The organism is Schleiferia thermophila, assembly GCF_003337435.1.
GTDB classification, from domain to species: domain Bacteria; phylum Bacteroidota; class Bacteroidia; order Flavobacteriales; family Schleiferiaceae; genus Schleiferia; species Schleiferia thermophila.
On record NZ_QPJS01000001.1, the window covers coordinates 1,059,746 to 1,076,190 of the forward strand.

Consider the following 16,445-nt stretch of genomic DNA (forward strand, 5'->3'; position numbering starts at 1 on the left):
TATTCCAATGACAATACCAGTAATTCCATTCAATAAAACTTCAAAACTTTTTTAATCCAGGGATTGGAAACAACCATTTCATTGGATTATAATTTTTGAAGTCTTGTTTATTTTTTTAGTTTGTATATTGATAATATAGGTACCAGTGGAAGTAAACTCTATTGGTAAAATGGAATGTGAGGTAAACAGCTTCTGGAACACTAATCTTCCAGTGAGGTCAAAAATTTTTATATGAGCTTTTTCAGGTTCTTTTAATTGTAAAAAAAACTTCCCATTTGACGGATTTGGATAAATAGATATAACGGAATTTTCAGTAAACTCTCTAGTAGAAATATTGTGATTAAGAACACAATTTTTAAGTCCTAAATATTTGGGATTGTTGATATCCTGAAAATTGATTTTTATTCCCCAACTGCCCCATTGAGTATATGTACTATGAGATGAATAATGACAAAATAATGTTCCAATGGTATCATACCAAAAGTTAAAATACTGGCAATACAAATCTTGCATCAAAGGATGTAAATTTGCGGAAATCAGTTTATTTGTCAGAGTATTGTTGGTAATATTACCACCGGTGGCTACAAGGTGTTGTCCTCCTTCATAACAAATTAAGTCCAGTCCGTGATAGTTTGCTACTGTTTAATGTGCAATCATAGCTGAGAACGCTTCAGTAAGAGAATTTTGCATTCGTGTTATAATTTCAGCCGTTGTTATGGAATTAACTACTCCATCAGATACAATCTGATCAGCCACATTTCCTGCAAAATATGGAGCAATAGAAAGAGCATTAGCGCTAACGCCATGTGGATTATACAGAGGATTATTAAAATATGAAATCAGCTGCTCCGACAACCAGCCATTGGTCGTTGCCTGAGAAGGAATTATCTTGATAAGCCGGGAGTCATTGTCAAAAACATCTTCAAAAATTTTAAAAACATCTGCTGACCTTTTCACGGTATACTTCCAGGCTCTCTCCCATTCTGGGCCTGTATAACCTAAACTTTGAGCCATCTGAGCACATTCCGCATGTTGAGGAAATGCTGCATTCCAGACCTCATTGCTGTATTCCAGATATACTTTAATAGAGGAATCCAGGTTTGAATGCAAAAGTGTAGCTAGTTGATAAATATATAGGTCATTTGCTTTATGAGGTATATTTATCCAAATGTCTTTTTTAGTCAAATTAGCAATTTCAATTACACTTTCCCACGAAGCTCCTGTGGATTTTGCTTGTGTATAATAGTTGGCAGGTGTTCTATCCGTCCATTGGACCACAGCGGAACCATTCGTTTTCGTGAAATCCATAAATCGGATTACCTGAAAATCTTTCAAAAAATCAAGAAATTCATTGGTGTATTTTTGAACTTCGTAAGTGTTTACATAATCGGGGTAAATAAATTTAATATCACTAATGGGACTGGAAACTGAAGAGCTGAGAATTTCAAGCATTATACCCCCACCTGTTACATTTACTAAAGTATCGACAGGGCAGTTGTACGTACCCGAGGCTCCAAAACTCAAGCGAACCTGTCCATTTCCCCAAACTTTAAGCCGATAATGACCTGTTGGTACCGCGTTGCCAATGTCCCAAAGCATTAATGTTTTCACGATTTGAGGTGGGTTGGAACCATCATTGTAGGGAATCTGCAATGGATATCCACTTACATTAAGCGGTACATTGACTCCTGTATTCCATGGCCCTGTGCCATCAGCGTTACTACTTATCCAGCTTCTTGATTGTTTAAAACCATCTGTAAAAACAAGCTCTGTAGAATAATCCCCAACTGATGAAATGTTTATCCCAATGGGACGTTTGATTTGAGCCATTGATAAACTGAAAATAGAACTTAGAAAAATCAGCCAACAGTAAAACTTAGTGTTCATATAGTGATGATTTTAAGAGTATTATGAATCAGTGGTTTAGATGTTTTTAAGATTGGATTTCTGCAATTTATAATTGTATCGAAAATGGTTTGTGAAATATTGAACCATGATTGAAATATTACAACTAAATTTAATGGTACTTTAAATTCCGATATGTAATGAGAATATAGAAGTTTATAGTAAGTCAACATCAGCTCCTTTAAGAAATGCAACATCGGAATGACGAAAAAATCAAATGCCTTATGAACACTACATTCAAATTGGAGTTTCTGAAAATTTTTAAAAAAGTTTCTATAACAAAAACCAACAGTTACTCCTATAAATGAATTACAATATCTCTGTGCAGATATGTTGAGTTTTTCAGATCATAATGAAAAGATAATGAGAGAAGATATTTGAACTGAAAGCCGGTGATTATAATATTATAATTGCAAAACTTATTACAATCGGTGCTATAGGCTAAAAATCTGCTGATTGCAAAATTTTCAAATGATTTTTGATTTGTAGAAATAAATGCTTCAGTAGATACGATTTGCTTGACAAAATAAGGATCTAAAGCAGGTGTAATAATGAAAATGATTAATAAACTCAATAGGAAATGCAACATTTTCATACTTTACAACACGAAAATTTTTTTGAGTTTATATTTTTTTACATATACAAAATAATAAACCCAAATGTGTCTAAACCAAGACATTACTACCAGACAGCATGTTTTTTACATCAATTACCAAATAAATTGATTAAATGGAATTTTTGATGTAGGTACATTTATTTACAACCTGTGTGTTTTAAAAGATTAAAGTCAGTGCGTAGAAATATGCTAATTCTTATTGCTTATTAAATAACACTTATTTTGATTGTGAGATAAAGGTTTACCTTTTAGCCACTATTGTCAACTTTGATTTTCACAGGTAGAGAACAAATTCTAATAAAAATAAAAAAGTGTTAAATACATCTTTTTAAATCAAAAATGTATCAATAAACGCATACATATTTTTTAGATGATATTTAAATACTCAAGTTTAAAATTGGTAGTTTTTTACAATTTCATTTCACTTCATAAGAAATAGTGGAAGAATAAGCGTAAATTATTGAATTGTATTTTAAAGTCTAAAGCCAATCAGTAGGAATTTCAAAAGAACTACTTATACAAAACGAAATAATTTCCATGAAATATTGAAGTATTAAAAAGTTAAAACAATAGAATAATTTCAAAATAAATATCACTTTATTTACGTTTTTATTTCATAAATAATAGCTCAAATTTTTACAGATTAAGTTTAACGGTATTCAAAATATCTTAAATTTCTATTTTGAATACAAGCCTTATAGTACTTCAACAGTTGTGATCGGTTGTTTAAATTTCATCATTGATGCAGTAAAGTCAATAAATAAATTTAAAAGTACTATTAGATTTCTGACAATGGATGTATCAACATATTCAGGTTTAATTTCTCAAATAAATACCTAATTTCATGCATCCTATTTTCGTAGTTAAAAAACCAAATTATAAAGAAGTTTTCTGAAGCTTATTAATCTGGAATCACAGTCCATTACTGCTATCCGTATGAGTTTTCTAATTTTGAGCAAATGATTTCAAATATCAATTGTCTATAATTCAATTTAATAGTATTTTTTAATTAAAAATAAAAGCCCCATAAAATAGCTTTTTACTATACAAGACATTACAAAAAATGAATCTGTTTTATTTCATCTCTATATTGTTAAACATTTGTCAAGCTACTTGCTATGAAAACAAAATTTTTTCCTACATAGTACTTCTACCTTTTACACCTTGTTTATTCAGCAAAATTCCATCCAGTACTAAAAGCTAGTTTACAAGCATTAGTTCATATGTTTTTACACCTTGTTCATTTATTTAACTATTTTGCAGTGTAATTCTGATAAATGAAGAATTGCATAAGGCTATATGCTAAAATGCAACGATTGCATGGGATGGAATTTGTTTTCATTGTTCCATTTTCAGTTGTGAATAGCCAATCCAACCTCAGCATTATCATGCCCATGCTCTGGTATGTACTTAATGAATTGGTATACAACTTAAAACGCTATTATTTTTATCCCAACTTTAAAATAATCACATAAGTGTCATACTAAAAAAAGATTGAAGCATCGTTCTGTTCTTACGCCCTGTATAGTAGATCTAACCTACCACCCAACTTCACAAGCAATACATCATGTTCAGGGCAAAACACCAGGATAAATTGTCCGTAGATAATTGAAAGACACCATTTCATCATACACGGCTTTTGCCAGATCCTGAAAGCATACTGTATTTCGGATTTTAGCACATCGTTCGAGTAAATTTGTCTCCGAAATTGATGCAAATGGATTTAACAGATGCAATACGAGACGATGTATTCACCCTGATTTCCCGTTGTGCAGACGAGTGCAACACGACGGCTTATGTAGTTGGAGGCTATGTTCGTGACTTTCTTTTAAAGAGACCCTTGCCCTCTGACATCGATATCGTGTGCTTGGGAAGTGGTATTGACCTGGCCGAGAAGTTTGCTGAAGCAGTACAGAGAGAGGAGGACTTGGTTGTTTTTAAAAATTTTGGTACTGCCATGGTACCTTTTGGAAATCTGCAAATTGAATTTGTAGGAGCACGTAAAGAATCCTACAGGCGCGACTCCCGAAAGCCTTCAGTAGAGGTAGGGACCCTGGAAGATGATCAAAAAAGACGCGATTTTACCATCAATGCATTGGCAATTGCCCTAAATGGGGAGCTAAAAGGCCAGCTTATTGACCCATTTGGTGGTGTTGCTCATCTGAGTAAGGGGATCATAAAAACTCCTCTGGATCCGGAAATCACCTTCTCCGACGATCCACTGCGAATGATGCGCGCCATACGATTTGCAGCTCAATTGCAGTTTACCATCGAGGAAGAAACCTTTCAGGGCATCTGCTCACAAGCTGAGCGAATCTCCATAGTTTCTAAGGAACGTGTCAGCGATGAATTGCATAAAATCATGCACACCCCAAGACCTTCCATCGGGCTCCGGCTTATGTTTGAATGCGGACTGATGAAACTGATTTTACCGGAAGTTTATGCCCTTCATGGTGTGGATGAAGTAGATGGCCATCAGCATAAGGAAAATTTTTTTCATACTCTTGAAGTGGTGGACAATGTAGCTCGACGGTCAGGCAATTTATGGCTGCGTTACGCTGCCTTATTTCACGATATTGGCAAGCCTCTCACAAAGAAGGTCGACCCTCAGCAGGGCTGGACCTTTCACGGTCATGAGTTGGTGGGAAGTCGGATGACAAAAAAAATTTTTGAGCGCATGAAATGGCCCCTCGGTCAGCCCCTTTCATATGTGCAAAAGCTCATTGCCTTAAGCTCCAGGCCGGCAGCTCTTACCGTCGAGAATACCACCGACTCTGCGTTCAGAAGGTTGCTCTTTGAGGCCGGCGATTACCTAGATGACCTCATCCTTTTATGTGAATCAGACATCACAACCAAAAACCATCAGAAGAAGATTAAATTTCTTGAAAACTATGCCACTGTGCGTAAAAAGCTCGCCGAAATTGAAGAAAAGGACAAAATAAGAAATTGGAAGCCGCCAGTAAGTGGAGATGAAATCATGGAGATGTTTAATCTGAAACCATCAAAAAAAGTTGGAATGCTAAAAGACAGCTTGAAGGAAGCAATACTCGATGGTGTGATACCTAATGACCGACATGCTGCATTGAAGTTTTTAAAAGAGAAATTCAAAACTTTGACGGCTGAGGTAAATACAGATAAGCATTAAAAGAAATCAAAAATATCTTTACTCTTCTATGTATTATTTGCACAAATAGACTCATAATACAAATCCACTTCAGGATCGGGTTTTAAAATTGCTTCGACTGCCAGCTTATCGCATCGTTCATTGTAAGGATGGTTGTTATGTCCTTTAACCCAATACATTTTGGGCAGGTAGAGCTGGTAAAGCGTTGAAAATTCCTGCCATAGATCCGGATTTTTTACCTTATTCCATCCTTTGCGGATCCACTTGGCCAACCATCCCATATTGACGGCATCGACCACATATTTTGAATCAGAATAAATTTCGATCGGAATATGCTTTTTTTTAACAGCTTTAAGAGCATCGATCACAGCCAGTAATTCCATTCTGTTATTGGTGGTCTTACGAAAGTGCCTTATCAGTATTTTTTCTTTTTCGCCAAAGGTCAATATGGAAGCATAAGCACCCGGACCGGGATTGCCTGTACAGGCCCCATCTGTGTAAATACGGATAACTTCATGATTATTCATCCAATTCCTGAATGAGTGATTCAATGACTCCCGGGTAGTGGGTATGCTCCAATTGCTGAACCTTGTAAGCAACCTCTTCTGGGGTGTCTTCCGGATCAACTTCCACTCGAGCCTGAAAAATTATTTCGCCTTCGTCGTATTCATTGGTCAGGTAATGGATGGTAATTCCAGTTTCTTCCTCTTCATTGGCTACCACTGCTTCATGTACGCGCATGCCATACATTCCCTCACCTCCGTAATCAGGAAGTAGAGCAGGATGAATGTTTACAATTCTTCTTTCATATGCCTGCAGAATGTTGTTCGGAATCTTCTTTAAAAATCCTGCTAGAGCTATGAAATCGATTTTTGCCGATTTAAGCTTAGATAGCACAGAGCCATTTTCCAGTTCATCTTCCTGAAAAATCAAAACCGGAATACCAAGCTTTTTCATTCGATCAATAACACCTGCCTTTTTGTTGTTGGTGCAAACTAAGGTAACACGTGCTACGTCGCTTTCGACGAAATGTTTGGCAATTTTTTCGGCATTGGAGCCTGAGCCAGACGCAAATACAGCTATACGCTTCATCTAAAATTTATAGGGACAAAAATATTTTATACTCTAATTGGTAGAATCATCTGCCAATGATTTTAAGATATTAATCAACTGATAAAGGTCCATTGGCTTTTTGATGACCATATCAAAGCCTGCTGACTTACACCGCTCCATAGTCTCAGGCATCACATCGGCAGTGACGGCTGCGACTTTAACATGTTTGGTGGTAGCCAGATTATTGCTACTCCTTATGTATTCAAGGCAAGTAAATCCATCCATTACAGGCATGTGAAGGTCCATCAAAATAAGGTCGTATCGGTTGACAGTTGCTTTTTCAATAGCCTCTTTTCCATTTCCAGCCACATCAAATTTATACCCATATTTACTCAAAATATTCCCTAGTAACCGTTGATTTATTATATTGTCTTCTACAATGAGAATTACTGTATCATTAGATACTGATTTATTAGTACTTTTATCGGTTACAGAATTAATTTCAATTTCCGTATCTGACAGATTATTTTTATCCTTATCCTCAATTTGAATTGGAATTTTCAAATAAAAAATACTTCCTACATCTTTTGTGGATTCATAGGAAAGTTCACCCTGTAACAATTCGACAAACTTTTTAGTTAATGCCAGGCCTAGACCGGTGCCCTGAAACTCTTTATTAAATTCCCTGTATTCCTGTTCAAAGGTTTTAAACATTTTTGGTTTAAAATCCTCTGAAATACCAATACCAGTATCGTGGATTTCCGCCATCAACTGATTGCCATCTACACGCAGATATACTCTCACACCTCCCACTTTTGTAAACTTTATTGCATTGGATATCAAATTATTAAAAATTTGATGTAATACGTTTACATCCGTGTATACAAGCAACTCCTTATCATAGTCATGTTCAATTTTGAAAAATATGTTTTTTTTCTTTGCCCATATACTAAACATTTTGTAGATATTTTCAAAAAAGTCAAATAAATGTATTGTCTTGAATTTAAGAGTGAATTTAGCATCGGTAATTTTAGAATAGTCTAAAATATCGTTTACCAGATTGAGCAGGCTTCTGGCCGAAAAAAGGATTGTATTTGTGTATTCTTTTGATTTTTCATCGAGGTTTTCATCCATTAAAAGCTCACAGAATCCAATGATAGCATTGAGAGGAGTTCTGATTTCATGGCTCATATTGCTAAGAAACAAGCTTTTAGCCTTAGCCGATTCATTGGCTTGATGATTAAGTTCAGTGAGTTCGCTTTGTACCGTTTTTAAATCAGTAATTTCAACACCAACACAAAGAAGTCCACTTTCTTGATTCTGTATTTCAAAAGGAATTTTATAGGTTAAAAACCATTTGGTTTCATTATTTTTTGTGAATGTCTCTTCAAATACATGAAGTTTGTTATCTTTAAATACTCTTTCATCGTTTAATGTCCAAACAACAAGTTCACTTTCGACAGCACCAAGTTGTTGAGCATTTTTATTCACTATATCTGAAGGATCGGAAAATCCGAATAAATCTGCAGTAGCTTTATTAGCAAGATATACAGAACCATCTTTGCGTTTAATATATATAAGAGTAGGACTGATATCCAGAATTTTTTGCATCAGTTCTTTTTGTTTTCTCAATTCTTCCTGAAATATTACTTTATCGGTAATATCAAGCGAATATCCGAGAATTAAAATTTTTTCCTGTTCGATTTTAATCAATTTTTTTCCAGCTAAGATATATTCATTGCCCCAAGGTGTTATTAGTTTTTGTTCGTATTTGTACTCTCCTTGTTCAATGGCAATCAAATCACTTTTTCTGTATTCTTCGGCAAGTTCCTTGGGATAGATTTCATGGTCAAGCTTACCAAGAATTTCTTCGCGTGTTTTATTTATATAAGACAACATTAAATTGTTACCAAAGAAATACTTGCCTTCTGTATTTTTAAGAAAGATGCTAACGGGTAAATTATTTAGGATTTCTTCATACATAAATTTAATTCTATTAACTTCAACCTCAGCAATTTTTTGTGAAGTTATATCTGTTCCATAACCCAATATAAACAGTATTTCATTGTTTACATCAAGGATTGGTTTGAGTTTTCGTAGATGAAATTTTTGTTCACCGTTCACATTAAATTGTTCAATCCATTCAACTTCACATTTCTTTTCAATAACTTCTGATTTTTTAGCATTTCGCTGATTAAAAATATCGACCGGAAGATTTCGTATCTTAAAGTAGTCATAATCTGTCTTCCCAATAATCCATTTTCTTCTGTTTTCATCTTTTATGGCATATTTATTTACAAAAATATATTTAAATTCTTTATCTAATACGGCTACATCAGATGGCAAATGGTCAAGTATGGTATCATAAAATTCTTTTTGCTCAACGAGCTGTTTGTTGATTTCAATTTGATTGGTAAGGTCCAATAGATAACCAACTAAATTATTTGAAGTTTCGTCTATTCGTCCATAAAATTTATAATATTTATTTTTGTGCTGAAATTCATAAGTATTTACCTCTGATTTATGTTCAAAACAATCAATGACAAAATCCATCCATTGATGGGGTACATATTGATCGATATTTAATGAAAAATCTGCAATAAACTTTATATTAGCATAAACTATTTTTCCGTTTGAATCAATTTCCACTATTGGAATTGGACTTTCTTCTGCAATGCCTGCAAGTTTTTTGGTCTGTATCAGAAGGTTTTTATGTTCTGTTTCATCTGAAACAATCAGTAATACACTGTTAATTGAATTTTTAATATCAACAGGAAGATAATGAAGTTTAATCCATAATTCTGTATTGTTTTTTAATGATATTTTTCTTTCCACAATGGTCTGCTGACCTGCATATGCCATATCAATCGCTTTTTTTACGCGATCCTTATCTTCTTCGAATGAAAAATCAAATATGCTGTCGCCTGTAGTAAAAGATTTATTAAATATGGATCTTACAATATTGGAAAATCTATAATTAGTTGTTGTGATTTTATATTCTTTGTCAATTTGTAATACCAGTTGTGGAATTGTATAAATTATTGTAATAATATTGGCTTGATTCTCCAGAAGTGATTTTTCTTTTCTGTAATTTTTTAAAGCTATGATACCGAGTAAATAACTTATAAGCAAAAACGAAAAGACATAATTTAGGATGTAAAACAATTTATATTCTGTAGTAAATTGAATATCGGTTTTAAAAAAAAGCAATATAGCAATCAGTAAAAAAGTAATCATCACGATGAGAGATACTGACCTCCTTAAATTTTTCTCATCATTTAAAGTAAGTACATAAATATAGGCCAATAGTGGAAATATATAAAGACTCACTCCATTGAGATAGTTTCTATTGGTAATAGAAAAGAGTATAACTCCTGCAATGGAAGTAAAAAATATAATACGACTAATATTGTATTTGCCTACTTTTGAGAAGTAATAAGACAATAGCATAAACATTACTAGAATGGATGAAAGAAATGCAACTTCTCTGATTCCCAGTAAATAAATAATTGGTGTATAAAAAGCAACGGTTATGGCAGCAAAAAAAGAATACGATCTGAGTAATTTACTCAGAAATTGAGTTTCATTCATATACTTAATTTCTTGAGATGTTTATTTATTTTTTGGATTCAATGGTTCTTTTCCCCGAATAATATCAAAAAACATAATAAAATCAGATGCCAGACTATATCCTGGGTATTTAAATGTGGCTGGTTTATTTTTCTCAAAAAAGAAGTGACCCACCCAGGCAAAACCATATCCAAGTACAGGAATTATAGCCAAATAAATCCAGTTAAATGTGACTAAAAAAGTAATGAAACTGATAATTACCAATCCGGTGCCTACAAAGTGTAAGGCCCTGCAATTGGGGTTTTGATGTTCTGATAAATAAAAGGGATAAAACTCTTTCAGAGATGTATATTTTTTATCCGCATTCATAGCTTTGCGTTTTTCAACAAAATTATTTAATAAATGAAAATATCAAAAACCCTTGTTGTGTTTTCATACTATGTGATAAGCTTAATGCCTATTCTCGCGCAAAACAAACCCTTTGGATTGGTGATTCACGGAGGTGCCGGAGACTTTAATCTGAGAAAAAACCCGGAACTCGCGGAAGTTTACAGAGCAAGCCTTCGCTATGCTCTTGACAGCGGATATCGAATGCTGACAAACGGACATAAGGCTGAGGATGTGGTAGTTGCTGTCATAGAAATTCTGGAAAACGATACACTTTTCAATGCTGGAAAAGGTGCCGTACTAACAAAAGAGGGCCATGCAGAGTTAGACGCCTCTATCATGACAGGTCATGACCTAGCAGCAGGAGCTGTTTGTGGCGTCAGATATATTAAAAATCCGATTAAAGCTGCTCAACTGGTAAAAAACCGCAGTTCACATGTGCTGCTTTCAGGTCCGGGAGCCGAGCGATTTGCATTTTCAAATGGTCTTGACAGCGTCGCAAATGAGTTTTTCATCACTGAAAAAACCAAAATACGCTGGCGTGAACTCAAAGAATCTGAAAAATTTGGCACGGTAGGATGCGTAGTACTCGATCAATGGGGCAACCTTGCTGCTGGTACATCTACTGGTGGTATGATGATGAAAAATTTCGGAAGAATTGGCGATGCGCCAATCATAGGTGCCGGAACATACGCACAAAATGAGGTAATTGCCATAAGCTGTACTGGCCACGGAGAATTTTTCATCCGACAAGTAGCAGCCTATCAGGTGGCTGCACGAATAATGTACAAAAAGCAAGCACCTGCAAAAGCTATTCAGCAAACCTTAGCTACCATCAAAAAATTAGGGGGTACAGGGGGTATGATTGCCATTGATCCAAAAGGCCGACTATACTCAGACTTCACAACCAATGGAATGTTTAGGGCTGGAAAAAATAGTCTTGGCAATTACTTCGTCAAAATCCATGAAGAATAAGGAATAAAAATTAAAGTCAACCTCTTTGGCTTTGTCTTTTTAGCAATTTTAGGTTTAACATTTCGACAAAGACCGAAAATGCCATCGCAAAATAGATATAGCCTTTGGGAATTCCCTTATCAAAACTTTCCATCAAAAGCGAAACCCCAATCAAAAGGAGAAAACTCAATGCGAGAACTTTTACGGTCGGATGTTTTTCGACAAACGCCGAGACCGAACGAACCGAAAACATCATTACCAGGATGGCCAGAATTACCGCCACGATCATAACCCATAGCTGATTGGCCATCCCAATGGCTGTAATGACACTATCCAGGGAGAATACAACATCCAGCAGTATTATCTGTGTGATTACTGAAGTTAATGTAATGGTTTTCATCGCAATAGAACCTTCCTCACGCAGATCTCCCTCAAGCTTATGATGAATTTCTACGGTACTTTTATAGATTAGAAACAGACCTCCGAAAAAGAGGATGAGGTCCCTGCCAGAGACTTCTCTGGTAGCCTTATCCGCCAGGTCAAATGGCAATTCGAATATGGGGGAAGTCAAACCCATAATCCAATTCAGTGACAACAGTAAAAGAATCCTTGTACCCATGGCGAACGAAAGCCCAATTTTTCGCGCTTTGTCTTGCTGATGTACAGGCAACCTGGACGACAAAATACTGATGAAAATGATGTTGTCAATCCCCAAAACGATCTCCATGACCGTCAGAGTAACCAAAGCAATGAATGCATCCATACTAAAAAAAGCTGGTAAATCTGGAAATAAACAGTTTGACAGGCCAATTAAAGCCGGTGTGCAAAATTTGTTTTTATCACATATCAATAAAAATTTACATTTGCCAGTAAATCAATTTAAAGAATGATTAACAAAGCAGTTAGAAATGCAGTGGAAGCTATACAAGGCCTTAAAGACGGGATGACCGTGATGTTTGGAGGTTTTGGGCTTTGTGGAATACCGGAAAATGCCATATCAGCCATCCGAAGTGCAGGTATTAAAAATCTTACCTGCATAAGCAACAATGCCGGAGTTGATGATTTTGGTCTGGGATTATTGCTGCAAACCAGACAGATAAAAAAAATGATTTCTTCGTATGTAGGTGAAAATGAAGAATTTGAGCGACAGATGCTCAGCGGGGAGCTCGAAGTAGAGCTCATACCTCAGGGGACTTTAGCGGAACGCTGCAGGGCTGCCGGCGCCGGTATCCCAGCCTTTTATACACCAGCAGGCTACGGTACTGAAGTAGCTGTGGGAAAGGAAGTAAAAGTTTTCAATGGTAAGCCCCATATTTTGGAATACGCATTTGAGGCGGACTTTGCTTTTGTGAAAGCTTGGAAAGGCGATACAGCAGGAAATCTTATTTACAAAGGCACTGCATTGAATTTTAATCATGTGATGGCGATGGCTGGAAAAATAACAGTGGCGGAAGTTGAAGAATTGGTGCCTGCAGGCGCTCTTGACCCAAATTTCATTCACACGCCAGGCATTTTTGTACAAAGAATCTTTCAAGGTGCCCATTACGAAAAAAGAATCGAACAGCGGACTGTTCGGAAAAAGGATTTGGTTGTTTGACTTTAAGAAATAATCCTATTTGTATCAAATATCTGATTAAATCACTCAAAGCAAAACCAAACACTTATGAAAATTTCATCCAATAATCCGGTAAAACTTTGTCAATGGTCTAATGTAATATATTAATGAATACACTGTCAAAAGATTTATACGACAACAGTTTTAAAATAGCCATCCTGGATATGTACCTCGGCGAACCCAATCAGGGAAAGCCTGGAATATACTCCATAATACATGATTTCTGCGCAGAAAATAATCTAAAACCCATCATTAGAGAATATGATACCAGAGGAAAAGGCGATGTTCCTGACTTAAATTATGATGCTTATATATCAACCGGTGGTCCTGGTAGTCCGATAGATAGTGAAGGAAGCCAATGGGAAGAAGCCTATTTTTCGTTTATCGAAAAACTGAGACAGCACAACCGGCTTTATCCAAAAAAAAGAAAACTACTTTTTCTGATCTGCCACAGTTTTCAGATTTTTGTTAGACACTATGGATTAGGAAAATTATCGAAGAGAAAATCAACTTCCTTTGGGATTTTCCCTATACACAAAACCGCTGACGGCAAAGAAGACAGATATTTAAAAGACCTTCCAGATCCCTTTTGGGCAGTTGATAGTAGGGATTATCAAATTACTGAACCCAATGAGAAAGCCCTGCTGCTGATGGGAAGTAAGATTTTATGTGTCGAAAAATTAAGACCTCATGTAAGACTCGAAAGAGCCATCATGTGTATGCGTTTTGACCAGGAAATATTCGGAACTCAATTTCATCCGGAAGCAAATGTGGAAGGAATGCTCACCTATCTGCAAAATCCGGAAAAGAAAAAATATATCATCGACACGTATGGAGAAGACAAATACTATGATATGCTCAAAAAAATCAATGACTCCGACAAAATAATCCTTACGAGAGATACAATATTAATGAATTTTTTAAAAGAAGCAAATACTATCAGAAAAAATAACTACATGGCTTATGTACAAGAAGTACAGAGATGATTTTAACAGAAAATTTTCACAGGAGAAATATGTTCGGTTTCTTGACAGATTGTTTAAAGATTTTGACTATAAAATACCTTTCAGAATAGCTGAAACTCCAGTTTTTTTTGAATCCAAATATAAAAATTTATTTCTCTCAGCTGCAAGCGATATTCTAGACCAGATTCTTACCATTGATCTAGAAGAAATAACCAGAAATAAAATACCAGAAAGATATCAGCTCCCGGGAGATGACGGAAAGCCACATTTCATAGCCATTGATTTTGGTCTGACGCAAGACGAGGATGGAAATATTGTTCCAAAGCTTATTGAGCTTCAAGGATTTCCCTCCCTTTTTTGTTATCAGCCGTGGCTGTACAACCACTACAAAGACTTTTTCGAATTACCTGACAACTTAACGCCTTATTTTCTTGGAGATTCCGAGAAAGAATATTTTGAAATTCTTCGCAAAATCATTGTTGGAGATTGCGATCCGCAACAGGTAATTTTACTGGAAATTGAACCCGAAAAACAGAATACAGCTATTGACTTTTTTGTTACAAAGAAAATCTTTGGAATTGATTACGTTTGCCTGACAAAAGTGTATGGTAAAGGAAACAAATTATACTATAATAAAGACGGAAAAGCAATACAAATCAAAAGAATATACAACCGGGTAATTTTCGATGAACTAGACCAAAGAAGAGATTTAAATCTTTCAATAGATTTTAACAAAACATATGATGTGAAATGGATTACTCATCCCAACTGGTTTTTTAAAATATCAAAACTTCTTTTACCAGAAATTAAGAGCAAATATTCGCCCGAATGTATAAAATTAAATGAGGAGCAAAACATACCAGATAATCTGGAAAATTATGTATTAAAACCTCTCTTTAGCTTCTCAGGAAGTGGAGTTGTTTTCAATGTAAAAGAAGAGGATATATTACAAATACCGAAAGCAGAAAGGTCCAATTACATTCTTCAGGAGAAAGTACCATATGCCCGCCTGATTGAAGACCCTGATGACGTTCAAAAATCAAAAGCCGAACTGAGAATTTTGTACGTATGGCCCGAAGATCAGCAACAACCGATACCTATGATCAACCTGATGCGCCTTAGCAAGGGCGAGATGATCGGAGTAAAGTACAATAAAAACAAAACCTGGGTAGGAGGCAGTATAGGTTTATTTGAGAAGTAATCCCTTGCCTACCAATATAGTCCCAAAAACTCCTAAAACAAAAGAGACAATGCCGTTTAGGCGCTTCAAATGTCGCTCTGTCAAGTATTGTCGCATTTTTCTGGCGAAGAGTATCTTTACAATATCTACAGTGAAATAGGTGCCAAGGGTTAAGCCGAAATACAACCACATGTATGTATTTTGAAAAGCGTATTTGTTACCGATAATGATTGTACTCGTAAGCCAATACGCTAGCACACCTACATTTAAAAAATTAATCAAAAAGCCCTTGAAAAAATTTTTTGAAAAGTTCGATTGAATTGTAAAACTTCGAACGTCAATATTTCTCTTTCTAAAAAATGAAAAAGCTGCATAAAAAAGGATTATACATCCACCGACTATATAAACATATTTGTTGCCAGCAACAGAGCTCAACAATTGTTCGCTTCCGTAAAAGGCAAGTGCGATTAGAAGTATATCCGATATCAGCACACCAAAATTGAAAACCAATGCCTTCAGAGCTCCTTGATAAATACTTGTTTCTAAAAGAATTAGAAACACAGGACCTACCATAAAACTCAATGTAAGGCCTAACAAAATGGCTGCAGAAACCAGCTCTATCACTAAATAGCGGGATTATTTGACTGCTGTTTTAACTCTTCTATGTGAGCCTCCAAATCTGAAATCTTTTGTGTGAGCTGCTTGTTGCTTTTTTCCAGCTGACTTATTTTCTGTTCTTTTTGATTTACGGATTTTTTTAATTCATCAATCTGAACTGATTTTTCCTCGAGTATAGTATTTAATTGTTCAACTTTTTGATTTAATGCTTTTATCTCCTCCAGTAGTTGATTTTTAATCTTTTCATAGTCCAGAGTACGAATATATTGGTACACGATGTAAATGGCAAAAGCAATGGCAAAGATCCAGTTTGTAATGCTAGCCGACGTAAGTGAACTTGAAGCAATAAATCCAAAGTAGATAGCCGCCAATATGGCCACTGCTACAGTAATCAGAGTGACGAGTTCAATCTTTTTGGAATCCATGGCGCTGATGTTTGGGGCGAAAGTAAAAATAAA

At 35.4% G+C, this 16,445-nt stretch carries 15 protein-coding genes; 6 read left to right on the plus strand and 9 right to left on the minus strand.

The features are described 5' to 3' along the window. Positions 1 to 78: 78 nt before the first annotated feature. Positions 79 to 513, minus strand: a complete 435-nt coding sequence (locus DES35_RS04535) for a T9SS type A sorting domain-containing protein (RefSeq protein WP_114365917.1) — start codon at positions 511 to 513, stop codon at positions 79 to 81. A gap of 129 nt (positions 514 to 642) precedes the next feature. Then, positions 643 to 1,887 carry a hypothetical protein gene (locus tag DES35_RS04540; RefSeq protein ID WP_125039329.1) on the minus strand — a complete coding sequence of 415 codons (1,245 nt, stop codon included), beginning with the start codon at positions 1,885 to 1,887 and terminating at the stop codon, positions 643 to 645. A gap of 2,351 nt (positions 1,888 to 4,238) precedes the next feature. Here DES35_RS04540 and DES35_RS04555 point away from each other — a divergent pair. Next, complete coding sequence (locus tag DES35_RS04555; RefSeq protein ID WP_037356657.1) at positions 4,239 to 5,666, plus strand: CCA tRNA nucleotidyltransferase; 1,428 nt, start codon at positions 4,239 to 4,241, stop codon at positions 5,664 to 5,666. 26 nt (positions 5,667 to 5,692) lie between these two features. Here the strand turns inward: DES35_RS04555 and rnhA are convergent, their stop codons facing one another. The 4 genes from rnhA to DES35_RS04575 are packed head-to-tail and all read right to left on the minus strand — an operon-like array spanning position 5,693 to position 10,637. Beyond that, a complete protein-coding gene (gene rnhA / locus DES35_RS04560) occupies positions 5,693 to 6,172 on the minus strand; it encodes a ribonuclease HI (protein ID WP_037356659.1) in 480 nt (159 codons plus the stop codon). Next, on the minus strand, positions 6,165 to 6,737 hold the full coding sequence (gene purN / locus DES35_RS04565) for a phosphoribosylglycinamide formyltransferase (RefSeq protein WP_037356662.1): 573 nt from the start codon (positions 6,735 to 6,737) through the stop codon (positions 6,165 to 6,167). The genes rnhA and purN overlap by 8 nt, the downstream gene beginning before the upstream one ends. A gap of 33 nt (positions 6,738 to 6,770) precedes the next feature. Next, positions 6,771 to 10,289 (minus strand): response regulator, encoded by a 3,519-nt coding sequence (locus tag DES35_RS04570; protein ID WP_114365921.1) that lies wholly within the window; start codon positions 10,287 to 10,289, stop codon positions 6,771 to 6,773. A 21-nt stretch (positions 10,290 to 10,310) separates the two neighbouring features. Then, positions 10,311 to 10,637 carry a DUF962 domain-containing protein gene (locus DES35_RS04575; protein WP_037356668.1) on the minus strand — a complete coding sequence of 109 codons (327 nt, stop codon included), beginning with the start codon at positions 10,635 to 10,637 and terminating at the stop codon, positions 10,311 to 10,313. A gap of 33 nt (positions 10,638 to 10,670) precedes the next feature. On the opposite strand from DES35_RS04575, the gene DES35_RS04580 reads away from it, so the two are divergent. Then, positions 10,671 to 11,630, plus strand: coding sequence for an isoaspartyl peptidase/L-asparaginase family protein (locus DES35_RS04580; protein ID WP_114365922.1), 960 nt, complete (start codon positions 10,671 to 10,673; stop codon positions 11,628 to 11,630). Positions 11,631 to 11,646: 16 nt separating this feature from the next. Here DES35_RS04580 and DES35_RS04585 read toward each other — a convergent pair whose 3' ends face one another. Then, positions 11,647 to 12,336 (minus strand): TerC family protein, encoded by a 690-nt coding sequence (locus DES35_RS04585; RefSeq protein WP_260429655.1) that lies wholly within the window; start codon positions 12,334 to 12,336, stop codon positions 11,647 to 11,649. Positions 12,337 to 12,358: 22 nt separating this feature from the next. Here DES35_RS04585 and DES35_RS11530 point away from each other — a divergent pair, with 22 nt between their 5' ends. From DES35_RS11530 to DES35_RS04600, 4 genes are all read left to right on the plus strand, one after another. Next, positions 12,359 to 12,499 carry a hypothetical protein gene (locus tag DES35_RS11530; RefSeq protein ID WP_170125698.1) on the plus strand — a complete coding sequence of 47 codons (141 nt, stop codon included), beginning with the start codon at positions 12,359 to 12,361 and terminating at the stop codon, positions 12,497 to 12,499. Continuing rightward, on the plus strand, positions 12,496 to 13,206 hold the full coding sequence (locus DES35_RS04590; RefSeq protein ID WP_114365924.1) for a CoA transferase subunit A: 711 nt from the start codon (positions 12,496 to 12,498) through the stop codon (positions 13,204 to 13,206). The genes DES35_RS11530 and DES35_RS04590 overlap by 4 nt, the downstream gene beginning before the upstream one ends. Before the next feature lie 125 nt (positions 13,207 to 13,331). Beyond that, positions 13,332 to 14,210 carry a type 1 glutamine amidotransferase gene (locus tag DES35_RS04595; RefSeq protein ID WP_114365925.1) on the plus strand — a complete coding sequence of 293 codons (879 nt, stop codon included), beginning with the start codon at positions 13,332 to 13,334 and terminating at the stop codon, positions 14,208 to 14,210. Then, positions 14,188 to 15,390, plus strand: a complete 1,203-nt coding sequence (locus tag DES35_RS04600) for a hypothetical protein (RefSeq protein ID WP_125039328.1) — start codon at positions 14,188 to 14,190, stop codon at positions 15,388 to 15,390. The genes DES35_RS04595 and DES35_RS04600 overlap by 23 nt, the downstream gene beginning before the upstream one ends. On the opposite strand, the gene DES35_RS04605 is transcribed toward DES35_RS04600, so the two are convergent. Both DES35_RS04605 and DES35_RS04610 read right to left on the minus strand, forming a co-directional pair. Next, on the minus strand, positions 15,376 to 15,993 hold the full coding sequence (locus DES35_RS04605) for a LysE family translocator (RefSeq protein ID WP_125039327.1): 618 nt from the start codon (positions 15,991 to 15,993) through the stop codon (positions 15,376 to 15,378). The two genes, DES35_RS04600 and DES35_RS04605, sit on opposite strands and share 15 nt — an antisense overlap. Beyond that, entirely contained in the window at positions 15,993 to 16,412 is a 420-nt protein-coding gene (locus DES35_RS04610; protein WP_037356680.1) for a hypothetical protein, read from the minus strand. Before DES35_RS04610 ends, DES35_RS04605 begins: the two co-directional genes overlap by 1 nt. Positions 16,413 to 16,445: the final 33 nt, after the last annotated feature.